Source organism: Brevundimonas pondensis (genome assembly GCF_017487345.1).
GTDB lineage: Bacteria > Pseudomonadota > Alphaproteobacteria > Caulobacterales > Caulobacteraceae > Brevundimonas > Brevundimonas pondensis.
Map to the genome: position 1 here is coordinate 689,391 of NZ_CP062006.1, position 22,330 is coordinate 711,720.

General features: G+C 69.0%; 27 protein-coding genes. 11 read left to right on the top strand and 16 right to left on the bottom strand.

The window, feature by feature from the left end:
- Positions 1–25 precede the first annotated feature (25 nt).
- Complete coding sequence (locus tag IFE19_RS17830; protein ID WP_263972810.1) at positions 26–154, top strand: hypothetical protein; 129 nt, start codon at positions 26–28, stop codon at positions 152–154.
- Positions 154–549, top strand: a complete 396-nt coding sequence (locus IFE19_RS03690; RefSeq protein ID WP_207825778.1) for a hypothetical protein — start codon at positions 154–156, stop codon at positions 547–549. Before IFE19_RS17830 ends, IFE19_RS03690 begins: the two co-directional genes overlap by 1 nt.
- A 181-nt stretch (positions 550–730) precedes the next feature.
- On the opposite strand, the gene IFE19_RS03695 is transcribed toward IFE19_RS03690, so the two are convergent.
- From IFE19_RS03695 to IFE19_RS03715, 5 genes are all read right to left on the bottom strand, one after another.
- Complete coding sequence (locus IFE19_RS03695; RefSeq protein WP_207825780.1) at positions 731–1,156, bottom strand: acyl-CoA thioesterase; 426 nt, start codon at positions 1,154–1,156, stop codon at positions 731–733.
- Positions 1,157–1,162: 6 nt separating this feature from the next.
- Positions 1,163–1,513 (bottom strand): Grx4 family monothiol glutaredoxin, encoded by a 351-nt coding sequence (gene grxD, locus IFE19_RS03700; protein ID WP_207827375.1) that lies wholly within the window; start codon positions 1,511–1,513, stop codon positions 1,163–1,165.
- Positions 1,514–1,601: 88 nt separating this feature from the next.
- Complete coding sequence (locus tag IFE19_RS03705) at positions 1,602–2,852, bottom strand: hypothetical protein (RefSeq protein WP_207825784.1); 1,251 nt, start codon at positions 2,850–2,852, stop codon at positions 1,602–1,604.
- 155 nt (positions 2,853–3,007) lie between these two features.
- Positions 3,008–3,349, bottom strand: coding sequence for a hypothetical protein (locus tag IFE19_RS03710; RefSeq protein ID WP_207825786.1), 342 nt, complete (start codon positions 3,347–3,349; stop codon positions 3,008–3,010).
- A gap of 109 nt (positions 3,350–3,458) precedes the next feature.
- Positions 3,459–4,361 carry a LysR substrate-binding domain-containing protein gene (locus IFE19_RS03715; RefSeq protein WP_207825787.1) on the bottom strand — a complete coding sequence of 301 codons (903 nt, stop codon included), beginning with the start codon at positions 4,359–4,361 and terminating at the stop codon, positions 3,459–3,461.
- A gap of 56 nt (positions 4,362–4,417) precedes the next feature.
- Between IFE19_RS03715 and IFE19_RS03720 the strand changes: the two genes are divergently transcribed.
- Positions 4,418–5,563 carry an MFS transporter gene (locus tag IFE19_RS03720; RefSeq protein ID WP_207825789.1) on the top strand — a complete coding sequence of 382 codons (1,146 nt, stop codon included), beginning with the start codon at positions 4,418–4,420 and terminating at the stop codon, positions 5,561–5,563.
- Here IFE19_RS03720 and yczR read toward each other — a convergent pair.
- Complete coding sequence (gene yczR, locus IFE19_RS03725; protein ID WP_207825791.1) at positions 5,560–7,011, bottom strand: MocR-like transcription factor YczR; 1,452 nt, start codon at positions 7,009–7,011, stop codon at positions 5,560–5,562. The genes IFE19_RS03720 and yczR overlap by 4 nt on opposite strands.
- Before the next feature lie 66 nt (positions 7,012–7,077).
- On the opposite strand from yczR, the gene yczE reads away from it, so the two are divergent.
- Together yczE and IFE19_RS03735 are read left to right on the top strand one after the other, a co-directional pair.
- A complete protein-coding gene (gene yczE, locus IFE19_RS03730) occupies positions 7,078–7,680 on the top strand; it encodes a membrane protein YczE (RefSeq protein WP_225910380.1) in 603 nt (200 codons plus the stop codon).
- Between the two features lie 77 nt (positions 7,681–7,757).
- Positions 7,758–8,522 (top strand): SDR family oxidoreductase, encoded by a 765-nt coding sequence (locus IFE19_RS03735; protein ID WP_207825795.1) that lies wholly within the window; start codon positions 7,758–7,760, stop codon positions 8,520–8,522.
- Between the two features lie 37 nt (positions 8,523–8,559).
- Here IFE19_RS03735 and IFE19_RS03740 read toward each other — a convergent pair whose 3' ends face one another.
- Together IFE19_RS03740 and IFE19_RS03745 are read right to left on the bottom strand one after the other, a co-directional pair.
- Complete coding sequence (locus tag IFE19_RS03740; protein WP_207825797.1) at positions 8,560–8,754, bottom strand: hypothetical protein; 195 nt, start codon at positions 8,752–8,754, stop codon at positions 8,560–8,562.
- A gap of 41 nt (positions 8,755–8,795) precedes the next feature.
- Positions 8,796–10,442, bottom strand: a complete 1,647-nt coding sequence (locus IFE19_RS03745) for a peptide chain release factor 3 (RefSeq protein ID WP_207825799.1) — start codon at positions 10,440–10,442, stop codon at positions 8,796–8,798.
- A gap of 144 nt (positions 10,443–10,586) precedes the next feature.
- Here IFE19_RS03745 and IFE19_RS03750 point away from each other — a divergent pair, with 144 nt between their 5' ends.
- Positions 10,587–10,724 carry a hypothetical protein gene (locus tag IFE19_RS03750; RefSeq protein WP_207825808.1) on the top strand — a complete coding sequence of 46 codons (138 nt, stop codon included), beginning with the start codon at positions 10,587–10,589 and terminating at the stop codon, positions 10,722–10,724.
- Between the two features lie 15 nt (positions 10,725–10,739).
- Here IFE19_RS03750 and IFE19_RS03755 read toward each other — a convergent pair whose 3' ends face one another.
- Complete coding sequence (locus IFE19_RS03755) at positions 10,740–11,120, bottom strand: hypothetical protein (protein ID WP_207825810.1); 381 nt, start codon at positions 11,118–11,120, stop codon at positions 10,740–10,742.
- Between the two features lie 167 nt (positions 11,121–11,287).
- On the bottom strand, positions 11,288–11,620 hold the full coding sequence (locus IFE19_RS03760; RefSeq protein WP_207825820.1) for a DUF1491 family protein: 333 nt from the start codon (positions 11,618–11,620) through the stop codon (positions 11,288–11,290).
- A gap of 91 nt (positions 11,621–11,711) precedes the next feature.
- On the opposite strand from IFE19_RS03760, the gene IFE19_RS03765 reads away from it, so the two are divergent.
- The gene (locus tag IFE19_RS03765; RefSeq protein ID WP_225910381.1) at positions 11,712–12,551 is read left to right on the top strand and encodes a hypothetical protein; all 840 of its coding nucleotides are present in this window, start codon (positions 11,712–11,714) and stop codon (positions 12,549–12,551) included.
- Between the two features lie 190 nt (positions 12,552–12,741).
- On the opposite strand, the gene IFE19_RS03770 is transcribed toward IFE19_RS03765, so the two are convergent.
- Positions 12,742–13,464, bottom strand: a complete 723-nt coding sequence (locus IFE19_RS03770) for a DUF6456 domain-containing protein (RefSeq protein WP_207825824.1) — start codon at positions 13,462–13,464, stop codon at positions 12,742–12,744.
- The gene (locus IFE19_RS03775; RefSeq protein ID WP_207825826.1) at positions 13,461–13,847 is read right to left on the bottom strand and encodes a chromosomal replication initiator DnaA; all 387 of its coding nucleotides are present in this window, start codon (positions 13,845–13,847) and stop codon (positions 13,461–13,463) included. Before IFE19_RS03775 ends, IFE19_RS03770 begins: the two co-directional genes overlap by 4 nt.
- A 371-nt stretch (positions 13,848–14,218) precedes the next feature.
- On the opposite strand from IFE19_RS03775, the gene ctrA reads away from it, so the two are divergent.
- Positions 14,219–14,920: a response regulator transcription factor CtrA gene (ctrA, locus tag IFE19_RS03780; RefSeq protein ID WP_207825828.1), complete on the top strand. Its 702-nt coding sequence runs from the start codon at positions 14,219–14,221 to the stop codon at positions 14,918–14,920.
- A 124-nt stretch (positions 14,921–15,044) separates the two neighbouring features.
- Here ctrA and IFE19_RS03785 read toward each other — a convergent pair whose 3' ends face one another.
- The 3 genes from IFE19_RS03785 to fliI are packed head-to-tail and all read right to left on the bottom strand — an operon-like array spanning position 15,045 to position 17,895.
- Positions 15,045–16,115 carry an endo-1,4-beta-xylanase gene (locus IFE19_RS03785; RefSeq protein WP_207825830.1) on the bottom strand — a complete coding sequence of 357 codons (1,071 nt, stop codon included), beginning with the start codon at positions 16,113–16,115 and terminating at the stop codon, positions 15,045–15,047.
- Positions 16,116–16,121: 6 nt separating this feature from the next.
- On the bottom strand, positions 16,122–16,535 hold the full coding sequence (locus IFE19_RS03790) for a flagellar export protein FliJ (protein ID WP_207825832.1): 414 nt from the start codon (positions 16,533–16,535) through the stop codon (positions 16,122–16,124).
- Positions 16,536–16,557: 22 nt separating this feature from the next.
- Positions 16,558–17,895, bottom strand: a complete 1,338-nt coding sequence (fliI, locus tag IFE19_RS03795; protein ID WP_207825833.1) for a flagellar protein export ATPase FliI — start codon at positions 17,893–17,895, stop codon at positions 16,558–16,560.
- Positions 17,896–18,100: 205 nt separating this feature from the next.
- Between fliI and IFE19_RS03800 the strand changes: the two genes are divergently transcribed.
- A complete protein-coding gene (locus IFE19_RS03800; protein ID WP_225910382.1) occupies positions 18,101–19,591 on the top strand; it encodes a methyl-accepting chemotaxis protein in 1,491 nt (496 codons plus the stop codon).
- A gap of 123 nt (positions 19,592–19,714) precedes the next feature.
- Here the strand turns inward: IFE19_RS03800 and IFE19_RS03805 are convergent, their stop codons facing one another.
- A complete protein-coding gene (locus IFE19_RS03805) occupies positions 19,715–20,626 on the bottom strand; it encodes an EamA family transporter (protein WP_207825834.1) in 912 nt (303 codons plus the stop codon).
- Positions 20,627–20,713: 87 nt separating this feature from the next.
- Here IFE19_RS03805 and IFE19_RS03810 point away from each other — a divergent pair, with 87 nt between their 5' ends.
- Complete coding sequence (locus IFE19_RS03810; protein WP_207825836.1) at positions 20,714–21,202, top strand: Lrp/AsnC family transcriptional regulator; 489 nt, start codon at positions 20,714–20,716, stop codon at positions 21,200–21,202.
- A gap of 104 nt (positions 21,203–21,306) precedes the next feature.
- Positions 21,307–22,287, top strand: coding sequence for a cysteine synthase A (cysK, locus tag IFE19_RS03815; RefSeq protein WP_207825838.1), 981 nt, complete (start codon positions 21,307–21,309; stop codon positions 22,285–22,287).
- Positions 22,288–22,330: the final 43 nt, after the last annotated feature.

A 22,330-nucleotide genomic window follows, 5' to 3' on the forward strand; every position in this document is an offset into this window, starting at 1 on the left:
CCGCCAGCCAAGAAGGGGAACACCTATGCGCCGTATCATCATCGCCCTCGCTGTCGCCGCCATCGCCGCGCCTATGCTGTCGGGCTGCATCATCATCGCCAGCGACAAGCCGACCACCCGCGTCATCCACTCGACCCCGGCCGAGGCCAGCTGATGCGCCAGGCCACCATCAGGGCAGCCGTTGCGGCCGTCGCCCTGCTGCCGCTGCTGGGCGGCTGCGTCATCTATTCGAACGAGGGCGGGGAAAAGATCACGGTCGCCGCCTCGGACCGCGCATCGGCCCAGACCGAAGCCCTGGAAGCCGTCCGCAAGGTTGACTTCGACGGCCAGCGCCTGACCGTCGTGGTCGGCTCCAACGGCTGCACCGAGGCGTCCAGCTTCGAGGTCAAGATCAAGGACACGGACCCGGCCGAGCTTAGCCTGATCCGTCGCGCGCCGGACCTGTGCAAGGCCCTGGTCCGCGAAGGCGTCACCGTCAGCTGGACCTACGCCGAACTGGGCCTGGAAGCGGGCCAGCCGGTCCGCGTGCTGAACCCGATCAGTTTGTAAGGAAAAAACCTTCTCCCCTTGAGGGAGAAGGTGGCCCGTCAGGGCCGGATGAGGGGTGTCGGCGCGACGACCGCCTTATTCCCACTCAGGCGGCGAAGTTTTTATCGGATACGAGGCGCTCACACCCCTCATCCGTCAGGCTTCGCCTGCCACCTTCTCCCCCAAGGGGAGAAGGAAGAGCCTAGGCCGCAAACGCTCCCAGCATCTCCGTCGGGATGCGGGCGGGGCGCAGGGTGGCGGCGTCGACCAGACACCATTCCGACACGCCCTGGGCGCACAGGCGGCCTTCGCCGTCCTCGATGCGGACATAGCGGTTGAAGCGTGGGCCTTGCGGGTCGCCGACCCAGGTGCGGGCGACGACGCCCGTCGCGCCCGGCGCGATGGCGCGCAGGTAGTCGATCTCGTGCCGCAGGGCGACCCAGGACCACTTCGCCCGCGTTTCCTCGTCGAAGCGCGCATTCCAGTGGGCCGTGCCGACGTCCTGCAGCCAGCCGACATAGACCACGTTGTTGACGTGGTTGTTCTCGTCGATGTGTTCCGACCGCACGTCCAGAGGGACGACGAAGACCTCGCGGTCTTCACGCGGGGTCAGTTGCGGCCGGGCCATCCGGTCTTAGGCCTCGCCGAGGGCGACGCCCTTCTCGACCATCAGGGCCTGAAGCTCGCCGGCCTGGAACATCTCGCGCACGATGTCCGAACCGCCGACGAACTCGCCCTTGACGTAGAGCTGGGGGATGGTCGGCCAGTCGGTGAAGCTCTTGATGCCGTCGCGCAGGGCTTCGTCCTGAAGCACGTCGACGCCGACGAAGGGGGCGCCCACGTGGTCGAGGATCTGCACCGCCAGCGAGGAGAAGCCGCAGCGCGGCGCGTCCGGCGTGCCCTTCATGAACAGGACCACGTCATGTTCGGCCACGGTCTGGGCGATGAAGGCGTGGACGGGGTCGGCGGCGGCGTCAGCGGTCATTTGATCGGTCACGGTAAGGGGCCTTTCAGCGAAGCCCGTCAGCTAGGCGCCCAATGGGGCCGGGTCAAGGCCGCTGCGGCGTAAGGGCTCAGGCTGTTTCCGGCGCCCGCGCCAGGCGTTCGGCGCGCTGGGCCAGGCTCGGGGCGCCGTGTTCGCGGGCGGTGGCGGCGGCTTCGACCAGCATCAGGCCCAGACCACGCGGGGTCTGGCCGGTCCAGCGGGCGCGCGCCAGAGCGATGCGGGCCATGCCGATCTGGTCCGAGGCCCAGTCTAGCGGGGTCGCCAGGATCGACGGTCGCACCAGCCGCCGACGCAGGCCGGCCTCGATTTCCAGCAGGGCCGACAGGTCGCCGACCGAGCCGGCGCGCGTGGTTTCCTGCGCCACACGACGTTCGTGGGCCAGCGCGCCCAGCACCAGGCCGCCGCCCTCGGTCAGGGCCTCGGCCTGGACCAGCACCAGCAGGGGCAGGGTCTCGCGCTCGGCGCGCAGCACCTGGATGGCGGCCCAGTCGAGCGGGCTGTGATCCGGCGTGAACTGGTCGGCGGCGGCGTCGAACAGGGCGTGGGCCTGATCGCGCGCCAGGACGTCGTCGGCGATAGCCGCCAGGGCCGCCATGCCCGCCGCGCACAGGGCCAGGGCGCGGGCGCGGCTGAGGGGGCGCTGTTCCGGCGTGGCCGCCTCGACCAGGGCGCGCAGGTCGGCCCCGGCTTGGTCCAGCATGCGCGGATCACGCGCGGCCAGGCCGGCTTCCAGCATCAGGGCGGCGCGGTCCAGCCTCAGGTCATCCTCGACCGGCCGCTGTTGGCCCTTCAGGCCGTGCAGGGCGGCGTCCAGCAGGGCGGCGGCTTCCTGAAGCGCCGTGGCCTCGCCCGCGATCGAGGCCTGACGCGCCCGCAGACGGGCATGCAGGGCGGCGACCGCCGCAGCGGTGTCGCCGCGTCGCGCCGGGGGCAGGGCGGCCAGCAGGGTCAGGATGGCGTCCAGCCGCGCGGGCTCGCCGCACAGGTCGAAGGCCAGCATCCCGGTTTGGGCCAGTTCCAGCGTGGCGCGGATGGTTTCATCGTCGTTGTGGGCGTGGCGGGCGGCGTCGCGGGCGGCGGTTTCCGCCCGCTCCAGACTGGTCGCGGCGCCGCAGCGGCGGGCGTGCTCGCGCCACAGGGCCGAGGCGCGCAACGCGGCGTCATGCGGGCGGGCGCAGGAGACGCGGCCGGCCTCGACCGACTGCTGGCGGGCCTCGACCTCGACCAGGCCGACGCCGATCAACTCCAGCCAGCCGAGGTCGTCGCTGTCACGCGCCTTCTCGAACAGCCGTCGCAAATCCCTGCCGAATTCGAACATTCCAGACCTTCGTCGTCCCGCTTCGGGATCGCGAGGGCGATCCTGCAGACGCACAAGCAAACGCAGCGCCGCCGGATGGGTTCGACTTGAGCATAACGGGGAAATCCGGTGGGCCTCTTTCCTTCCCATTCCATGGGGAGGAAAGCAGGGGTTCCTCAACCCAGACGCGGGGTCTTCTGACGGCAGCTTTGCAGCACTTCACGGGCCTCGGCCTCGCCCGCCGACAGGCGCTTCACCGAATCGAGGCGAGCGCGGGTTTGTTCGCGTTCGGCGGCGTCAGGGTCGCGGCCCGCCGCAGTCGCCGCCTGCATGGCCGCCAGCGACCAGTAGAGGGCGGCGTCGTAGAGGCTCCGTCCATAGCGGCTTTCACCGCCTTCCAGCTCAGACGCCGCCTGGGTCAGCCCGGCGCACCGCACCGCCTCGTCGTAGGAGACGAGCCGGGTCGTCTGGGCGGGACCCAGAACCGCAAGCGCGGCGGTGACGACAGCGATGAACATCAGAAACTCCACGGCGCCCCGACGAGATGAACCCGGCGCCGCATGCTCAGTAGAGAACCACGGTCATGTGTCGGATGAAAGACGCGTTCAGCCAAACTTCAGGTTGAGTTCAGTTCGCCCCTGGCGCGGGAGGCATGGCTTGACCCTGCTCGATCAGCCAGCGGACGAAGGCGCGCCGTGCGCGAGAAGGCTCGCCTGCGCCGGGAATGGCGGCCACCGCCCCGCCGTCGGCGTGAAAGCCGAAGGGCGCCAGCAACCGCCCGTCCGCGACCGCCTCGGCCGCCAGGGCCCAGGGCAGGACCGCCGCGCCCCAGCCCGCCAGGGCCGCGTCCAGAACAAAGTGCAGGTGGGCGACCGGGCGCTCGGACGCGGCGGTCGCGCCATGGCCGCTGAGGACGGACCAGTCCTTCCAGCCGCTCAGGTGGGTGCGGGCCGTCAGGCGCGGCGCGCTCAGCACCGCCGCGCGGGCGTCGTCCCCGGCTAGAGAGGGGGCGATGACGGGGCCGAGGGCGTTGGGGACCACCACCTGGGCCTTCAGGGTCTCGATCCGTTCTGGGTCCAGCAGGCGCAGCATGACGTCGGCTCCGCGTCGGCTGACCGCATGGGGCGCCAGTTCGACCAGATGCACCCGGACCTCGGGGTGTCGCCGTCCGAAGTCGGCCAGACGCGGGATCAGCCATTTGACCGACAGGCTGGCGTTGACGGCGACGTGGAGGTCCTGACCCTCGCCGCGTGCGCCCGCCACGGCGGCGGCTATGCCGTCAAAGGCGGCGGTCAGGCCTGGCAGCAGGTCGCGGCCCGCCCGCGTCAGGCTCAGGGCGTGGCGCGGCCCCTCGAACAGCCGCACCCCCATCTGCGCCTCCAGCGCCTTGACCTGACGGCTGACGGCGCTGTGCGTCACGTTCAGCTCGGTCCCGGCCAGGGTGGCGCTGCCGGTCCGCGCCATGGCCTCGAAGGCGCGCAGGGCGTTCAGCGAGGGCAGGGCGGCGCCGGGTGTGAGGTTTTCGAACATACCTCTCCCGATAGGTCGCTTTCGCCCCGGCGGCAATGCGGGGATCAGAGCGGCCTATGTCGTCCCCTGCCTCTCGCCTGATCGTCCCCGTCCTCGGCTTCGGCCTGATCGTCGCCTTCGCCTCCAGCTACTACCTGCTGGGGGTGCTGGCCGAGCCGCTGGCGGCGGGGACAGGGACCACGCCGTCGCTGGTCTTCGCCGGTCTGTCGGGGGCCTTTCTGATCTCGGCGGGGCTCAGCCCCTTTGGCGGGCGCTGGGTCGACCGGCGCGGCGGGCGCGAGGTGCTGACGGCGGCCTCGGTCGTCTTCGCGCTTGGGCTGGCGGGGTTGGGCCTGTCGCAGGGGCCGGTCAGCGTGGTCGCGGCGATCCTGATGCTGGGGGTCGGCATGGGGGTGGGCTTCTATGGTCCCGCCTTTGCGGTCCTTGTGGCCATCCACGGCGAGGAGGCGAAAAAGCCGATCACGGCGGTGTCCCTGATCGGGGCCTTTGGCGGGGCGCTGGGCTGGCCCATGACCCTGGCCATGATCGAGTGGGTCGGCTGGCGCGGGGCCTGTTTCGGCTGGGCGGGGCTGCATCTGCTGGTCTGTCTGCCCCTCTATCTGACCTTGCTGCCCGATGGGCGCGCCGGGCCGCGTCCTTCGGCGGAGACGGGCCGGGTGCGCTGGGACGGAAGGATGATCCGACTGGCGGTCCTGTTCGCCGGGGCCTGGTGGATCGCCACGGCCATGAGCGCCCTCCTGCCGCGCCTGCTGGGTCGCCTGGGGCTGGACCCGGCCGAGGCGGCGGGCGCGGCCAGCCTGATGGCCGGAGCGGCGGTGGTTGTGCGGCTGCTGTCTTTCCTGACGTCGGGCAAGGGCTCGCCCATCGCCGTGCTGAGGCTGGCCACCCTGCTGCATCCGCTGGGGGCGGCGGTGGCCTTCTTCGGCGGCAAGTCGCTGGCCGGGGCGGTGGCCCTGGGACAGGGGGCGGGCAATGGTCTGCTGTCCGTGGCCTCGGGCGTCCTGCCGCTGCACCTGTTCGGTAAGGCGAACTACGCCACGCGGCAGGCCCTGATCCTGACCCCGGCCCGCTTCCTTCAGGCGGCGGCGCCGCTCAGCTACGGCGTCCTGCTGGACCGCTCGGCGGGGCTGGCGCTGCTGGCCTCCAGCGCGGTCTGCGTCCTGATGTTCGCCATGACCTTCGGGCTGGAGCGGCGGAGCTAGATCACCGGCTCCACGTCCACGCGCTTCGTCGTCATGCGCGGCGCGCGGCGGTCCAGCGTCCGCCATGCGGCGGCCAGGCCTTCGACGGCGCGGTCCAGATCGGCTTCGTGGCGGCTGAAAGGCAGGCGCAGGAAGCGCTCATAGGCGCCGTTGATCCCGAAGCGTACCCCCGGCGCGATGCGCACCCCGTGGTCCGGCGCGGCCAGTGCCAGGCGCGTGCTGTCGGCCCGGGGCAGTTCGACCCAGAGCGACAGGCCGCCCTCGGGACGGCGCGTCGTCCAGTCGGGCAGGGCCTCGGCCAGCCGGGCGCGCAGATGGGCCTCCTGCCGCGCGATGGTCCGGCGCCGCGCGGCCAGCGGGGCGGGATCGCCGCTCAGCAGGACGGCGGCGGCCAGCTGCTCCATGACCGGCACGCCGAGGTCCAGCGACGGGCGGCGGCGGATGACCACATCGATGACGTCAGGGTGGGCGCGCAGCCAGCCGACGCGCAGACCACCCCAGTAGGGCTTGCTGGTCGAACCCAGCCGGACCACATGCGGGCCGTGGTCGACGGGCGGGGGCGGCGGGCGGTCGAACCACAGCTCGCGCAGGGTGTCGTCCAGCACCAGAAGCGCGCCGACGCGGGCGGCCGCCATCGCGAGGGCGGCCTCGTCCTCGGCCGACAGGACATGACCCGTCGGGTTCTGGTGCGCCCCGATCAGATAGATCAGCCGCGGCCTGACGCGGGCGATGGCCGCCAGCATCCCGTCCATGTCCCAACCCTGCGGGGTCATGGCCACCGGCGTCAGGTCCAGCCCCGCCTGCATCAGGGCGTCCAGCGCATGGGGATAGCCGGGGTGCTCGACCACCACCCGGTCGCCGGGCCGGGTCACAGCCCGCAGCAGGATGGCCAACGCCCCCAGCGCCCCCGCCGTGACCACGATCTGATCCGGCGACGTCGCCAGACCTTCGGCGGCGTAGCGGTCGGCGACGACGCGGCGCAGGGCCTCGATCCCCACCGGCTCATAACCCCGGCCCGGCAGGTGGGCGGGCAGGGCCTCCAGCGCGCGGGCGTAGGCGGCGTGGACCTGTTCGTCGGCGGGCATGGAGGCGGTCGCCATGTCGATGACGCCGGGCGTGTCGTCGCCCTGCATCGGCCCGTCCAGCCGCACGGGTCGCGAGGCGGCGCTGGCGGGCAGAGCGGTGACGCTGCCCGATCCGGTGCGGCTGACGACGAAGCCCTCGGCCCGCAGCCGGTCCAGCGCCGCGCTGACGGTGATGCGGCTGACGCCCAGGGTCTCGGCCAGCCGCCGCTCGCCCGGCAGGCGCGCGTTCAGCGACAGCCGCCCGTCGAGGATCAGCAGCTTCAGCGCCTCGGACAGGCGGCGATAGGCGGGCTCGCCGTCCGGCCCGCGCCAGTTGTTCAGCTGACGCGACAGGGAGGCGGGGTTGACGAGGAGGTCGCGCATAAGGCCATCGTCACGAAAGCGGCTCTATAAAACAAGGCCAATTATCGACTGTATGGCCTCATGTTCATGCGTCGCTTCATCCAGCTTCAGATCGGCCTTCTGCTCTACGGGGCGTCGCTGGCCCTGATGGTCCGGGCGGACCTCGGCCTCAATCCGTGGAGCGTGCTGCACCAGGGCTTGTCGGAACGGACGGGGATCAGTCTGGGGATGATCGTCAACCTGGTCGGCCTGCTGGTCCTGCTGGTCTGGATCCCTCTGCGCCAGAAGCCGGGCGTGGGGACGATCTGCAACGTCCTGCTGATCGGCACGGCGGCGGACGTGGCCCTGTGGGCCCTGCCGCCCATTGAGGGATTAGCGCTGCGGATCGCCTTTCTGGTCGCGGCCATCGTGCTGAACGGGGCGGCGACGGCGGCCTATATCGGCGCCGGCCTCGGCCCCGGCCCGCGCGACGGCCTGACCACGGGACTGGTCCGCATCACCGGCTGGCGCATCGGCTGGGCGCGCACGACGATCGAGGTCGCGGTCCTGGCCATGGGCTGGCTGCTGGGCGGCATGGCCGGGGTCGGCACCGTCCTCTACGCCCTGGCCAACGGGCCTCTGGTCCAGTGGTTCATGGCCCGCTTCGAGATCGCCCCGAAGGGCGAGGTCAGTCCTGCGCCCTCGACCTGAACGCGGCGTCCGAAGACCGCCAGACCTTGGCGTCGGGCCATGAAAGGAAGGCGGCCTCAATCACGCACGAGGTCGTCATGCCTGCTCTCACCGACAAGGTCGCCGTCATCACCGGAGCCAGTTCCGGCATCGGCGCCGCCGCCGCCCGCCTGTTCGCCGCCGAAGGGGCCGCGGTGATCGTCACCGCCCGGCGTGAGGCCCAGCTGTCGGCCGTGGTCGCCGCCATTGAGGCCGAGGGCGGCCGCGCCGTCGCCGTGGCCGGCGACATCCGCGACCCGGCCCTGGCCGAACGGCTGGTGAGGACGGCGGTCGAGCGCTTCGGCGGACTGGACGTAGCCCTGAACAACGCCGGCGCCATCGGCGCCAATGAGCCGACGTCGGAGATCACGCTGGAGCGCTGGCGGGACACGCTGGACCTGAACCTGACCGCCGCCTTCCTCGGCGCCAAACATCAGATCCCGGCCATGCTGGCGCGCGGCGGCGGCTCGCTGATCTTCACCTCGACCTTCGTCGGTCACGCCATCGGCATGCCCGGCATGGCGGCCTATGCGGCGGCCAAAGCGGGTCTGGTCGGCCTGTCGCGCGTCATCGCCGCCGAGTTCGGGGCGCGGGGCGTGCGCAGCAACTGTCTGTTGCCCGGCGGCACCGACACCGAAGCGGGGCGCGAGTTCGCCCACACGCCCGAGATCATCGCCTTCGTCGAGGGAATGCACGCCCTGAAGCGGATGGCCTCGCCGGACGAGATCGCCCGCGCCGCCCTCTTCCTGGCGTCCGACGCCTCCAGTTTCATGACCGGAACGGCCATGCTGGTCGACGGCGGGGTGTCGATCAGCAAGACCTGAGACGGGCACCGTCGCTGTTCGTCCGCGGCCCTTGTCGTCAGGCGGGCAGACGCCAGTGGCGCCGCAGGATGAAGACCATGCTGAGCGCGATCAGGGCGTGTGTCGCCACGAACATCCAGGCGAGCGGCGTGTCTGGGCCCTGGCTCAGCCTCCAGATGACGATGGCGATGTTGCCGATCAGGGCGACACCGCAGATGCCGAGGACCAGATTGCTTCGATATTGAACAGCCATGGGCGGATGGAACCCGTCCATGGCCGTTTATGCAAGGGCGGTCAGCCCCGCTCCTTCGTCTTGGTCAGGCTGATCTTGGGGAAGCGTTCTGAGACATAGCCTGTTTCCCACGCCGACTTGGCCAAGAAGACCGGGTTCTGGTCGATGTCGACGGCCATCTGCGGCCGGTACTTGCCGGCGAAGTCTTCCAGATCGGCCCTGGTTCCGTCCCCGGCGGGTGCCACCCAGCGGGCCTCGGCGTAGGGCGAAGGCTCGAAGACGACGTCGAGGTTGTATTCCTCGCCCAGGCGGTCGGCCATGACCTCGAACTGCAGCTGGCCGACGGCGCCGACGATGAAGTCCGAGCCCAGTTCGGGGCGGAACAGCTGGGTCACGCCTTCCTCGGCCAGACCTTCCAGCGCCTTCTTCAGGTGCTTGGCCTTCAGCGGGTCCTTGACGCGGACGCGCTGCAGGATTTCCGGGGCGAAGTTGGGCAGGCCGGCGAAGCGCACCAGACCGCTTTCCGACAGGCTGTCGCCGACGCGCAGCACACCGTGGTTGGGGATGCCGATCACGTCGCCGGCATAGGCGTCTTCGGCCAGTTCACGGTCCGAGGCGAAGAACATGATGGGGGCGTTCACCGACAACTGCTTGCCGGTGTTCTGCACCTTCAGCTTCATGCCGCGCTTGAAGCTGCCCGAGGCCATGCGGAACATGGCGATGCGGTCGCGGTGGTTGGGGTCCATATTGGCCTGGACCTTGAAGACGAAGCCGGTGACTTCGTCACGGCCCGGCTCGACGGTGATGTCTTCCGGCGTCGGGGCGTTGCGGGTCTCGGGCGGGGCTTCCTTGCGCGCCGGCATGACCTTGGGCGGCGGGGCCCACTCGCCGATGGCCTTCAGCAGTTCCTCGATGCCGAAATGGCGCAGGGCCGAGCCCCACAGCACAGGCGTCATGTGGCCTTCCAGGAAGGCCTGACGGTCGAAGGGCTTGTAGCCCGCCTCGACCAGCTCCAGCGCGTCGGTCAGGTCGGCCTGTTCCGAACCCTCGAAATACTGCGCGGCCTCGCCCAGGGGCAGGGCGGCGGGGTGGGGGACGTCCTCTGTCGAGCCGGCAGGCTTCTTCGTATAGGGCTGGAAGCGGCCGTCGCCGCCGACCTGGACCATGCCGCGCAGGCGGTTGCCGCTCTCGGCGGGCCACCAGATGGGCGAGGGGTCCAGTTGCAGTCGGTTGGCGATCTCGTCCAGCAGGGCCATCGGGTCCTGGGCTTCACGGTCCAGCTTGTTGATGAAGGTGATGATCGGGATGTCGCGCAGGCGGCAAACCTCGAACAGCTTCAGCGTCTGCGGCTCGATGCCCTTGGCGGCGTCCAGCACCATGATGGCGCAGTCGGCGGCCGTCAGGGTGCGATAGGTGTCTTCCGAGAAGTCCTCGTGCCCCGGCGTGTCCAGCAGGTTGAACATCTTGCCGTCGTGCTCGAACGTCATGACCGAGGCGGTGACCGAAATGCCCCGTTCCTTCTCGATCTTCATCCAGTCCGAGCGCGCGCGCCGGTTGTCGCCCCGCGCCTTGACCGCGCCGGCCGCGCGCACGGCGCCGCCCGCCAGCAGGATGTGCTCGGTCAGGGTCGTCTTGCCGGCGTCCGGGTGGGCGATGATGGCGAAGGTGCGACGGCGCGCAGCTTCCTCGGGCAGGGTCAGTTTCGACATGGCGCGGACCTAGCGCGCGCGGCGCTGAAAGTCGATTGTCACGATGCCGTGAAAGACCCTTCGCGAAGCGGGGCTTTTAGGGGCATGCTCGTTTCTGTGAGACGCCGGTCCATGAGATCGACGCCGCAAGGGAAAGGAAACGACATGGCTCTGGTGCTTCCGGGCAAGGTCCCGCCCGCGCGCAGCGAACGGGAGGTTCACCCTGCAATCTGTCTTGTGGCGGGTTTCGCCCTGATCGCCTTGATGGCGACCGGGGTGCATATCCTGTTCGGCTTGCTTTAGGCGACGAAAGCGACGTCAGGCCGCCAGGCGCCCCCAGACGGCCTTGTCGGCGGCGACGGCGCTCAGGCGGCCGTGGGCGGCGCGGGACTGAAGCTGGCGCATGATCATCTCGGGCAGGGCGCAGAAGCGCGGCTCGACCAGTTCGGGGGCGCAGCCGGCGTCGGGCGCGGCGAACAGGGCGGCGTTCACGCCCTCGGTCTTGTGCGCGATCAGCCAGGCCAGACGCCGGGCGCGCGCCGGATCGTTGCGGTGGAGCATGGGATCTTCGGCGAACAGGTCGCAGCCCATCTCCAGCACATAGTCGAAGTCCAGCTTCTCGAAGCGCCGCACGTCGTGGCTCGGGGCCGGGCAGGCCTCGTCCAGATCGAACACGACGTCGTTCAAGAGAAACAGCATGGGCCGTCCACCGCTACGCAGGCCCTTCTGGCCCGATGAGACAGGTTTAAAGCCGGGTCGCTTGCGGTCCCGTTCACGAACGCGGTGAACAGGACGGTTACCATTATTCTTGGGGCCTATCGCGCTTCGCGCTACTTGAGGCCCGTTAGATGAAGGTGGGGCTCGCTCTAGGCTTCCTGCACCTTTTCCGTCAGGAAATGTCGGCCCTGCCGGTCCTCGATCTCGACGACCCAGAGGTCGGGATCATAGCGGCGCTGGCGTTCGATATAGGCGTCCAACTCACTCTCGCTGTCGCTGACCACGGGCTGGATCCACAGGGGCTCGCCGTCCTGGCCCGTCGCCTCGGTATAAAGCCGCGCCGTGCGGGTATCGGTGTTGTAGGCCTTGACGATCACGGCGCCGCCGCGTGCGTCGCCCTTCTTCACCACGGTGGCGTAGGCGCCTTCCAGTTCCGCGCGGCGGATCAGGGCGCCGGCCCAGACATCTGTGGATAGAAGCAATTCGCTAACCCTGCTTGGACACGGGACCGGAACCATGCGGTCCTATGGTCGGGGTATGAGGATAGGCTTTTCCCCCCGAACCGCCAGCAGAATGCTGGCCGCCGCGGTCGCCGTCATGACACTGGCGGCGCCGGTCGGCGCGGCGCGCGCGGCCGTGACCGACGCCTTCTATGACCGCGTCTTCATGCTGGCCGCGCATCAGAAATGCGACCTGTTCGAGCCCCGGCTGATCGCCGCCCTGGACGCCGCCGCCCTGCAGGCGCGGGGCGCGGCCTTGCGCGCGGGAACACCCGTGGCCGATCTGACGTCGGCGGCGGCGCGGGCGCAGGCGAGGGCGTCGCGCACGGCCTGTGACGACAGCGATCTGAGCCGGGTGAAGGCGCGGGTGCAGGCGGGCTTCGCCGGTTGGTCGCGCGCCGCACGCATGAGCTTCCCCGGCGATCGCTCCGCCTGGCGCGGCGACCGCTACGTCAGTCGTGAGATCGGCTGGCGTCTGGTCCAGGACAGCGTCGTCGGCGGATCGCCGGTGCGTTTCGGTCTTGCGGGCCAGGGGCCGACGGCGACGTCGCCCGTGGCTGTGGTCTCGTTCGCCGGGCGCCCGCGCCCCTATGCGGCGCGACTGGTCATGCGCGACCGTGTTCAGGCGCCGCGTGTCTGGTTGACCGGGGGCGGGCTGCCGCCGGAGTCGGCGCGCCGTGTCTTCTTCGCCGCTTCATCTCGCGCGGCTGCGTCTGGTCTGCTGACCGAAGGGGCGCGTCAGGGCGAGGCCTGGACTTTCTCGTCCGAGGCCGCAGACGCCCTGGCCCAACTGGACCCGCGCGAGAGCTTCGTCATCGAGTTCCTGTTCCGCGACGACAGTGTCGCATCGGCCCGGTTCGAGGCGGGAGACTTCGCCGCCGGTCGAGCCTTCCTGGCCATGGGAAGCGTTTGAACCGGCTTTGAGGGCGCCAAGTCCAATATATTGACATTAATGTTTGTATCTGGTCTGTCGAGGTGCGGTCGCAGTCCCGGAAAGTCATGCGGCCGCACTCGGCAAGACGCGCCATCCTGCAGGGCGCGTCGATGATCGTGTGATCCCTCGACCTGTGCCCGCTCCGGCTTGCCGGGGCGGGCTTTTTCGCTCAGCCGATCCCGTAGTGGGCGGCCAGGGCCTGCAGGCCCTGTTTCAGCACCGTCTTGCCCTGACGACGGCGCAAGGACAGGTCCTGCTCCGCCATCTGCAGCGATGTGCCGTGAATGCAGACGCGTTCGACCAGGCTGCGCAGGCGTGGGCCGCAGGCAGTCAACGCCGCCTCGACGCGGGCGGCGGCGGACAGGGCGTGCTCAGCGGGCTCCATGCTGCAGCCGCCGCCCGATCCGGCGCGGGGCAGGGCGTCCCAACGCATGGTCACGGAGGGGCCGGACAGGGCGATCTGGCCGTCCAGGCGCAGGCGCTCGCCCGCCGCGATCTCGGCCGGGCTCAGCCAGGGGCGGCCCGAGGCGTCCTTGCGCCGGGCCAGCCAGGCGACGGGGCTCTCGCCCAGATTGGCGCGGCGGGTCGTCAGGCGGCCGTCCGCCTCCATGACCGGGCGTTCGCCCTCGACCAGTCCGGGGCGACCCGGCGGCGGGCTGGGCGATAGCGAGGTGTTGGCGGCGGGCGTGGGGCGCGGCAGCCAGCCGCCGCCGTCGCGCCGCCGCAGGCCGGGGCGTTCGATCAGGGCGCTGAAGGCCGCCTCGTCCAGGGTCAGCACCACTCGGCCGCGCCGGTCGCCGCCGAGCCGCAACGGATAGGTCCCGCCCGACTGATCCAGCCAGGCGCCGGGCCGGTCCAGCAGTGAGCGGGCGCGCTCAAGGGTGCGGCTCATCGGTCGCCGCCGAGGGCGAGGGCCAGGTCGACCGCGGGCAGTTCCGATATGGCGCGCAGGCCGGACTCCAGCCCGTCCATCACCGCATCGTAGCGGTCGTCGTCGCGCGCGTCCTCGGCCCAGCGGCAGGCGGTCGAGGCCGTGGCGCGGTTCAGGCCGAAGGCATGGCCGACCCGTTCCAGCGGCCAGCCGAACGAGACGTGGGCCAGGTACATGGCCGACCAGCGGGCGCGGCAGGCGCGCGGGCGGGTCCGTTCGCGCCGAAGCATCTGCGCCGCCGGAACCCCGAAGGCGTAGGCCGCCAGATGCAGGGCCGCATCGGCGCGGATGCGGTCGCCCTCCGTCACCGGCACGCGATAGGGCTCGGCCCGATAGGATTCCATTGTCGCAGCAACTCCCGAACGCATCTTTGATTTTCCCATCGTGCAGTGCGCCGAGGGGTGAGTTAGGAATGTTGTCCTATATGACGTCAGAAGCGGTCGCTTCGCCTTGTCGGACGCGGGATTGGTTGTGGACGATTGGGTGCGCAGCGGGGGATGGTTCGCGCGTCAAGGGGGCATGTCGGCCCGCATGGTTAATAAATTAACGAATCCTTGACTCGAGACTCTGGACGCCGATTCGCAAATCACCTTAGGCGTTTCATATCGGGACCCGTTAACCCTTCTTAAGGTTTTGACCCGTTAACGTTGGAACAAGGTTACCCGGCTGTCGCTCCCTTGGCGGTCGAACCACAGCTTTGCCTGGAGGGGCATGAATGCGCGTCCTGCTGATTGAAGACGATCACGCCACGGCCCAAAGCATCGAGCTGATGCTCAAGTCGGAAGGCTTTAACGTCTATACGACCGACCTGGGTGAAGAAGGCATCGATCTGGGCAAGATCTATGACTATGACCTCATTCTGCTGGACCTGAACCTGCCCGACATGAGCGGCCTTGAGGTTCTGCGTCAGCTGCGCGTCGGCAAGATCAATACGCCGGTGATGATCCTCTCGGGCAGCCACGAGATCGAAACCAAGGTCAAGACCTTTGGCGGCGGCGCCGACGACTACCTGACCAAGCCTTTCCACAAGGACGAGCTGATCGCGCGCACCCACGCCGTGGTCCGTCGCTCCAAGGGTCACGCCCAGGCCATCATCCACACCGGCGAGATCGCCGTGAACCTGGACGCCAAGACGGTCGAGGTCGATGGCCACCGCGTGCATCTGACCGGCAAGGAATATCAGATGCTGGAGCTGCTCTCGCTCCGCAAGGGCACGACCCTGACCAAGGAAATGTTCCTGAACCACCTCTACGGCGGCATGGACGAGCCGGAACTGAAGATCATCGACGTCTTCATCTGCAAGCTGCGCAAGAAGCTGGCGACGGCCGCCGGCGGCAAGCACTACATCGAAACTGTCTGGGGCCGCGGCTATGTCCTGCGCGACCCGTCGGAAGGCGCGATCAACGTCGCCGCTTGATTGACGGCCTGAGCCTCCACTCAGGTTTGAAGCTTGAAGCGCCCGCCGGGAAACCGGCGGGCGTTTTGCATTTTTGGTGCGCTACCGGCCTTCGGCCTGCTTGAGCGCGTTTCGTGCGTGGGGGTCAGCCGCCGAAGGCGTCCGCCACCGCGTGGAACATGGGATTGGCCCGACCGGCGGCGTCGAACAGCAGGGGGCTGTCCTGACCGTCGTCCTTGTTTCCGCGTCGCAGCCAGTGGTCCGTGTCGCGCACGCCCCAGACGGTGAAGGCGAACTGCTGGGCGCGGGGCAGGGCCATGAAGGCCTCGGCCAGTTCGGCGACGCGGGCGGTCTGGCGCTCGATCCTCTGGCGGCGGGGGCGCAGATCGGGCAGGCGGCCGTCGTCACGCAGCGAGGCGTCCAACTCGGCGACATGGATGGGCAGGCCGAACTGGGCCAGTTCGCGCATGAAGGCGGCGGTCTGGCCGGCGGGAATGTCGATGTCGAGGTGGCTCTGCGTGCCCAGACCCGTGATCGGCGCCCCGGCTTTCAGCAGGCGTTCGACCAGCCGCAGATAGGTGGCGCCCTTCACCGGATTGTTCTCGAGATTGTAGTCGTTGAGGAAGAGCACGGCGTCGGGCGCCGCCAGCTTCGCCTGTTCGAAGGCGCGGAGGATGTAGGCGTCGACGCCGCCCAGACCCTGGCTCCAGACGCAGTCGCGCAGACCTCGACCGTCCTCGGACACCGGCTCGTTGACCACGTCCCAGCCGACCACCTGGCTGCGCCAGCGGCCGGCGACCTCGGCGATGTAGTGGTCGTACTCGGCGGCGAAGCGGGCGCGGTCGCCGGTCAGGGCTCTGAACCACGGGTGGTCCTGCGCGTACCAGATCAGGGCGTGGCCAAAGAGGCGCAGGCCTAGGTCGCGGGCGAAATAGGCGATGCGGTCGGGGGCGTCGAACTTCAGCGAGCCGTCGCCCTGGAGGATGTACTCCATCTTCATCTCCCACTCGGGCGTGAGCTGGGAGAAGTGCTCCGACACCAGCCGGAACCAGACCTGATCCGACAGCTGGCCCGTCATGCAGGCAGTGCCGACGGGGAATGGGGCGATGGACTTCAGCGGGCGGACCGGGCGATCGACAGGAACCACGGCGGCCTCGCCGGAGCCGCAGGCGGCCAGGGCGACCGTCGAGGCCAGCAGCGCGCGCCGGTCGATCATCAGGCGTTAGCCCCCCGCACGGCGCCTCAGGCCCATTTCATCGAAGGCGGCGGTTTCGCGCTTGGCGGCGGCTATCAGCTTGTTCAGGCGGGTCGTCTCGGCGACGTGCTCGAACTTCTTCAGCTCCTCGAAGGCGCTGGTCAGGGCGTCGCGCGCGCCTTCCTCTTCGGCGGAAACGGCGGCGACCACGCCCTCGGCGTCGGCGCGCTTCAGGGCCCAGCCTTTCAGATAGGCCTGCAGTATCATGCCCGACGCTGGGTCCATACGGGCGTTCTGGCGCTCGATCTCGACCTCGGCGTCGAGGACGGCGACGCGCATCTCGGCCTCGGCCTTGCGGGCGGCGACCTCAGCCAGACGCTTCTGCAGCGTCTCGACTTCGTAGTTGGAGATGCGGATCAAGGATTGGGCCCAGGCGGTCATACAGAGGTGTTCCAGATCACGGTTACACCATTCCTTGGTTCAGAATGGTTTCCAGACGGTCAAAGCTTTCGCTCAAACTGGTGTGGTCGTCCTTGTCCTGGCCGAGGAAGTCCTCGAGCGCGGGGTTCAGGGCGATGGCGCGGTCGACGATGGGGTCGGCCCCTGTACGATAGGCGCCGATCTTGATCAGCTCTTCCATGTTGGCGTAGGCCGACAGGCACTGACGGGCGCGGCGGTTCAGTTCGCGCTCGGGCGGGGTCTGGCAGCCAGGCAGGGTCCGGCTGACCGACTTCAGCACGTCGATGGCGGGGAAGCGCCCGCGCTCCGCGATCTTGCGGTCCATGACGATGTGGCCGTCCAGAATACCGCGCACGGCGTCAGCGATGGGCTCGTCATGGTCGCCGCCGTCCACCAGGACGGTGAACAGGGCGGTGATCGGCCCGGCCTCGGTGCCGTCGGGGCGGATCGGGCCGGGTCCGGCGCGCTCCAGCAGCTTGGGCAGTTCGGTGAAGACGGTGGGGGTATAGCCCTTGGTCGTCGGCGGCTCGCCCGCGGCCAGACCGATCTCGCGCTGGGCCATGGCGAAGCGGGTGACGCTGTCCATCAGGCACAGGACTTCCAGCCCCTGATCGCGCAGGTACTCGGAGATGGCCAGGGTCATATAGGCCGACTGGCGCCGCTTGAGCGCCGGCTCGTCCGAGGTGGCGACCACGACGATGGCGCGCTTCAGGCCCTCTTCGCCCAGGGTCTCCTCGATGAACTCGCGGACCTCGCGGCCACGTTCGCCGATCAGGCCCACGACCACGACGTCACAGGTGGCCTGCTTGGCTAGCATGGACAGCAGCACCGACTTGCCCACGCCTGAACCGGCGAAGATGCCCAGGCGCTGGCCCCGGCAGGTGGTGGTGAAGACGTCCATCGAGCGCACGCCCAGATCCAGACGCTCGCCCACTCGGCCGCGCGAATGGGCCGGCGGCGGCGAGGCGCGCAGGGGATAGGGGACGGCGCCCTGCGGCAGCGGACCCAGTCCGTCGATCGGCAGGCCGAAGGCGTCGATGGTACGCCCCAGCCAGGCGGTCGTCGGGCGCACGCTGGCGGCGGTGTCGATGATGCGGATGTCGGCGCCGGGGGCCACGCCCTCGACCGGGCCGAAGGGCATCAGCAGGGCCTTGGCGTCGCGGAAGCCGACGACCTCGGCGGGCAAGGGCGCCTGGCCGCGCCGCTCGATCTCGGCGCGGGCGCCGACGGCCAGACGCGACAGGCCGCCGCGCGACTCGATCAGCAGACCGCTGACGCCCGCCACCTTGCCGGTGACGACCAGCGGGTCGATCGCTTCGACGGCGGCGACGAGATTGCGCAAATGAAGACCCCTTGGGGGTGAACCCGGTTGATCGGAGCCCAGCCCTACCCGTTAACGAATGGGCCATCGTGGTTAACGAGCGATGAAACCGACCTAAGGGATCGCCCTTACGCGCCATCCAAGAAAAATGTAGGTTTCTAAACTTAAGGTTGAAATGTAAAATGTGCGGTCATCAATCGAGTCATAACGCCAAGGAGCGGACTGGATGTTCGGCAAGGGTCGTCAGAACCGTGATGCGGAGCAGAAGCTCCATGACCTCGACAGCAAGATGGCCGCGATCAGCCGTTCTCAGGCGGTCATCGAGTTCGATCTCGACGGGCATATTCTGGACGCCAACGACAATCTGCTGAAGACGATGGGCTATTCCCTGGAGGAGATCCGGGGTCAGCATCACCGCACCTTCATGGACCCGGCCGAGGCGGCCAGTTCGGCCTACGCCGACTTCTGGCGCGATCTGAACGCCGGACGCTTCGTGGCCACCAAGTTCCGACGTCTGGCCAAGGGCGGAGGCGAGGTCTGGCTTCAGGCCTCCTACAACCCGGTCATGGGGCCGGACGGTCGCCCGGCCAAGGTCATCAAACTGGCGGTGGACATCACCGCTGCCGAACAGGAGGCCGCTCGCCGCGAGGCGGAGCGTCTGAGCGCCGAGGCGGCGCAGAACGCTCTGGTCGAGGCGCTGGCGGGCAGTTTGGCCCGACTGTCGGACGGGGACATGACGGCGCACATCCATCAGGAGATGAGCGGCGCCCACGGTCGGGTGAAGGATGACTTCAACAGCGCGGTCGACAGCCTGCGTCAGACCCTGGGGCAGGTGCTGGCCTCGGTGTCGGGCTTGCGGGGTGGATCGGATGAAATCTCCAGCGCTTCGGATGACCTGTCGCGCCGCACCGAGCAACAGGCCGCCAGCCTGGAAGAAACCGCCGCCGCCCTGGACGAGATCACCGCTACGGTGCAACGCAGCGCGGAAGGCGCTCGCCGCGCGGCGACTGTCGCCGGCGAAGCGCGGGGCGAGACGGACCGGTCGGGCGAGGTGGTGCGAGAAGCGGTCGCGGCCATGGACGGCATCCGCAAGAGTTCGGATCAGATCAGCGACATCATCGGGGTGATCGACGAGATCGCCTTCCAGACCAACCTGCTGGCCCTGAACGCCGGGGTCGAGGCGGCGCGGGCGGGCGAAAGCGGACGCGGATTCGCCGTCGTGGCCTCCGAGGTCCGGGCCCTGGCCCAGCGCTCCGCCGAGGCGGCCAAGGAGATCAAGACCTTGATCTCGGCCTCGGCGGTCGAGGTGGCGCAGGGGGTCAAGCTGGTCGGTGAAGCTGGAACCGCCCTGGCCGCCATTGCGGGCAAGGTGGGCGAGATGGACGCGCTGGTGGCTGAAATCGCGGCCTCGGCCCAGGAACAGTCTTCGGGCCTCAGCCAGGTCAACCAGGCCGTGAACCAGATGGATCAGGTCACCCAGCAGAATGCCGCCATGGTCGAGCAGACCACGGCGGCGGCGGCCAACCTCAAGACCGAGGCGGAAGGCCTGGCGCAGCTGGTCGGGCGTTTCCGAACCGGCGCCGAGGCGAATGCGGGCATGGTGCGGCGGCTGGCTGTTACCCCGCGTGGCGGCCCGCCGCCCGCGCTGGAGGGGCAGAGGGTGCGGCTGCGAGCCGTGGTCAACGGCGGACTGTCGGAGGAATGGACTGAGTTCTGATCCGTCAGAAGATGCGGCGGATGACCAGTAGCATGACGACGGCGAGGATCAGGCCGAACAGGCCCCCGGCGGCGATGTTCAGCACCGGCGCGCGCAGGCAGGCGATCAGGATCTTCATGGGCGTCAGGCCGGTGCGCCGGGCTCTGTCAGGGTTTGGCCCTGGCCACGAGGCGCGGTCAGCACTGCACCGATCGAGGCGGCGATGATGCAGCCGATGGCCAGCCACTGCATCGGGCTGAGCTGTTCATGCAGCAGGACCATGCCCGCCATGGCGCCGATGGCCGGCTCGACGCTGAGCAGGACGCCAAAGGTGCGCTTGGGAATGTGGCGCAGGGCGATCATCTCCAGCGAATAGGGCAGGGCGCTGGAGACCAGGGCGACGCCGAGACCCAGCAACAGGACCGAGGGGGCCAGAAGCGCCGCGCCCGCTGTCGAGATGCCGAAGGGCAGGATGACCAGGGCGGCGGTGCTCATGCCCAGGGCCACTGACTGACCCGCGTGCATGTGCGACAGGCGCTTGCCGAAGACGATATAGAGAGCCCAGCACAGGCCGGCGAAGGCGGCGTACCCGACCCCGACAGGGTCCAGCCCTTCGACTCCGCTCCATATCGGCAGCAGCATGGCCAGGCCGGCGACGGCCAGGCCGACCAGGGCGAAATGCACCGGCCGCCGCGAATGGATCAGGGCGAGGGTCAGTGGCCCGCTGAACTCGATGGCGATGGCCAGACCCAGGGGAATGGTCCGCAGCGCCATGTAGAAGCTGAGGTTCATCAGGCCCAGGACCAGACCGTACAGCAAGACCCGTCCGGCGTCGGCGCGCGTCAGGCGGAACCGCCACGGCCGCCAGATGGCGATGAGGACGAGGGCCGACAGACCGACCCGCAGGGCCGCCGTGCCTTCGGCGCCGACGAGCGGAAACAGGCCCTTGGCGAAGGAGGTGCCGACCGCCAGAGAAACCATCCCGCCGACCAGGGCGAGGTAGGGCAGGGCGGCCGTCAGGCGCGGCGAATTCAGGTGCAGGGTCGGGGAGGACATCGGCCGGGAACCTAGTGAAAAGCCGCCTGTGTTTCTCGCTGATTTCTGCTGATAGAATGCAATAAATCCGCGTTAGAAAGATGTCATATGCAAGAAACCGTCACACTCGACGATTTCGATCGTCGCCTGCTCGATCTGGTCCGGCGCGACAATCTGCAGCCGGCGCGGATGCTGGCGGAAAAGGTGGGCCTGTCGGAATCGGCGGTGTCGCGCCGTCTGCGCCGACTGCGGGATGAGAAGGTCATCGTCGCCGATGTAGCCGTGATTGACGAAGGGCGGCTGGAACGCGCCCTGACCATGCATGTTCTGGTCGAGATGGAACGCGAGGGGACAGGCGTCCTGGACGCCCTGATCTACAGCCTGACCGCACGGCCCGAGGTCCAGGCCGCCTGGTATGTGACCGGCGAGACCGACTTCGTCCTCTATGTCCGCGTGCCGACCATGGAGGCCTACGAGGTCTTCACCCGCGAGGTGCTGAACGACGACGCCCGGGTTCGAGCCTTTAAGACCTTGATCTCGATTCGCGAGGTCCTGCCCTTTGATGCTGCGCGGCGGGGGTTGGCGCGGCGGCCCTGATAGCCAAGCTTAACCGGCCCATAGAATTCCTGTGCGGCGTGATCTTGCCTCGGGCGTATAAGGGCTGTCACTTAAGCTGAACTCGCCGCTACGGAGCGCTCCTCATGTCCGACACCGCTTACGACGCCAGCCGCCACAAGAAGGCCGGACGCGGCCGGATCTATGACAGCATCGTCGACACCATCGGCGACACGCCCCTGGTTCGGCTGCCCAACCTGACGAAGGAGCTGGCGCCCAAGGCGACGGTGCTGGCCAAGCTGGAGTTCTTCAATCCGATCAACTCGGTGAAGGACCGCATCGGCGTGGCCATGATCGAGGCCCTGGAGCAGGCCGGCAAGATCAGGCCCGGCGCCGTCCTGGTCGAGCCGACCAGCGGCAATACCGGCATCGCCCTGGCCTTCGTCGCGGCCTCCAAGGGTTACAAGCTGATCCTGGTCATGCCCGAGAGCATGTCGATCGAGCGTCGCAAGATGCTGGCCCTGCTGGGCGCTGAGCTGGTGCTGACCCCGGCCGAACAGGGAATGAAGGGCGCCATCGGCATGGCCCAGGACATTCTGAGCCGCACGCCTGGCGCCGTCAGCCCCTCGCAGTTCGAGAACCCCGCCAACCCGGCCATTCATGAGGTCACGACGGCGGAAGAAATCTGGATCGATACGGCCGGTGCGGTGGACATCGTCGTCTCGGGCGTCGGCACCGGCGGCACCATCACCGGCGTCGGCCATGCGCTGAAGCTGAAGAAGCCCGCGGTGAAGATGATCGCGGTCGAACCGACCGCCTCGCCCGTCCTGTCGGGCGGCGCGCCCGGCCCGCACAAGATCCAGGGCATCGGCGCGGGCTTTATCCCGCCGGTCATCGACACGGGCGTCATTGACGGCGTGGAGCAGGTCTCGAACGAGGACGCTTTCGACATGGCGCGCCGCGTCGCCCGCACCGACGGCGTGCCGGTCGGCATCAGCTCGGGCGCGGCCCTGGTCGCCGGCTTCCGTCAGGCCGCTCTGGACGAAAACGCCGGCAAGACCATTGTCGTCGTCCTGCCCGACTTCGCCGAACGCTACCTGTCCACGGCGCTGTTCGAGGGGCTGTAAGACAGACAAAGCGCCCTCACGCACGGTTAACCGGCTCGCGCTA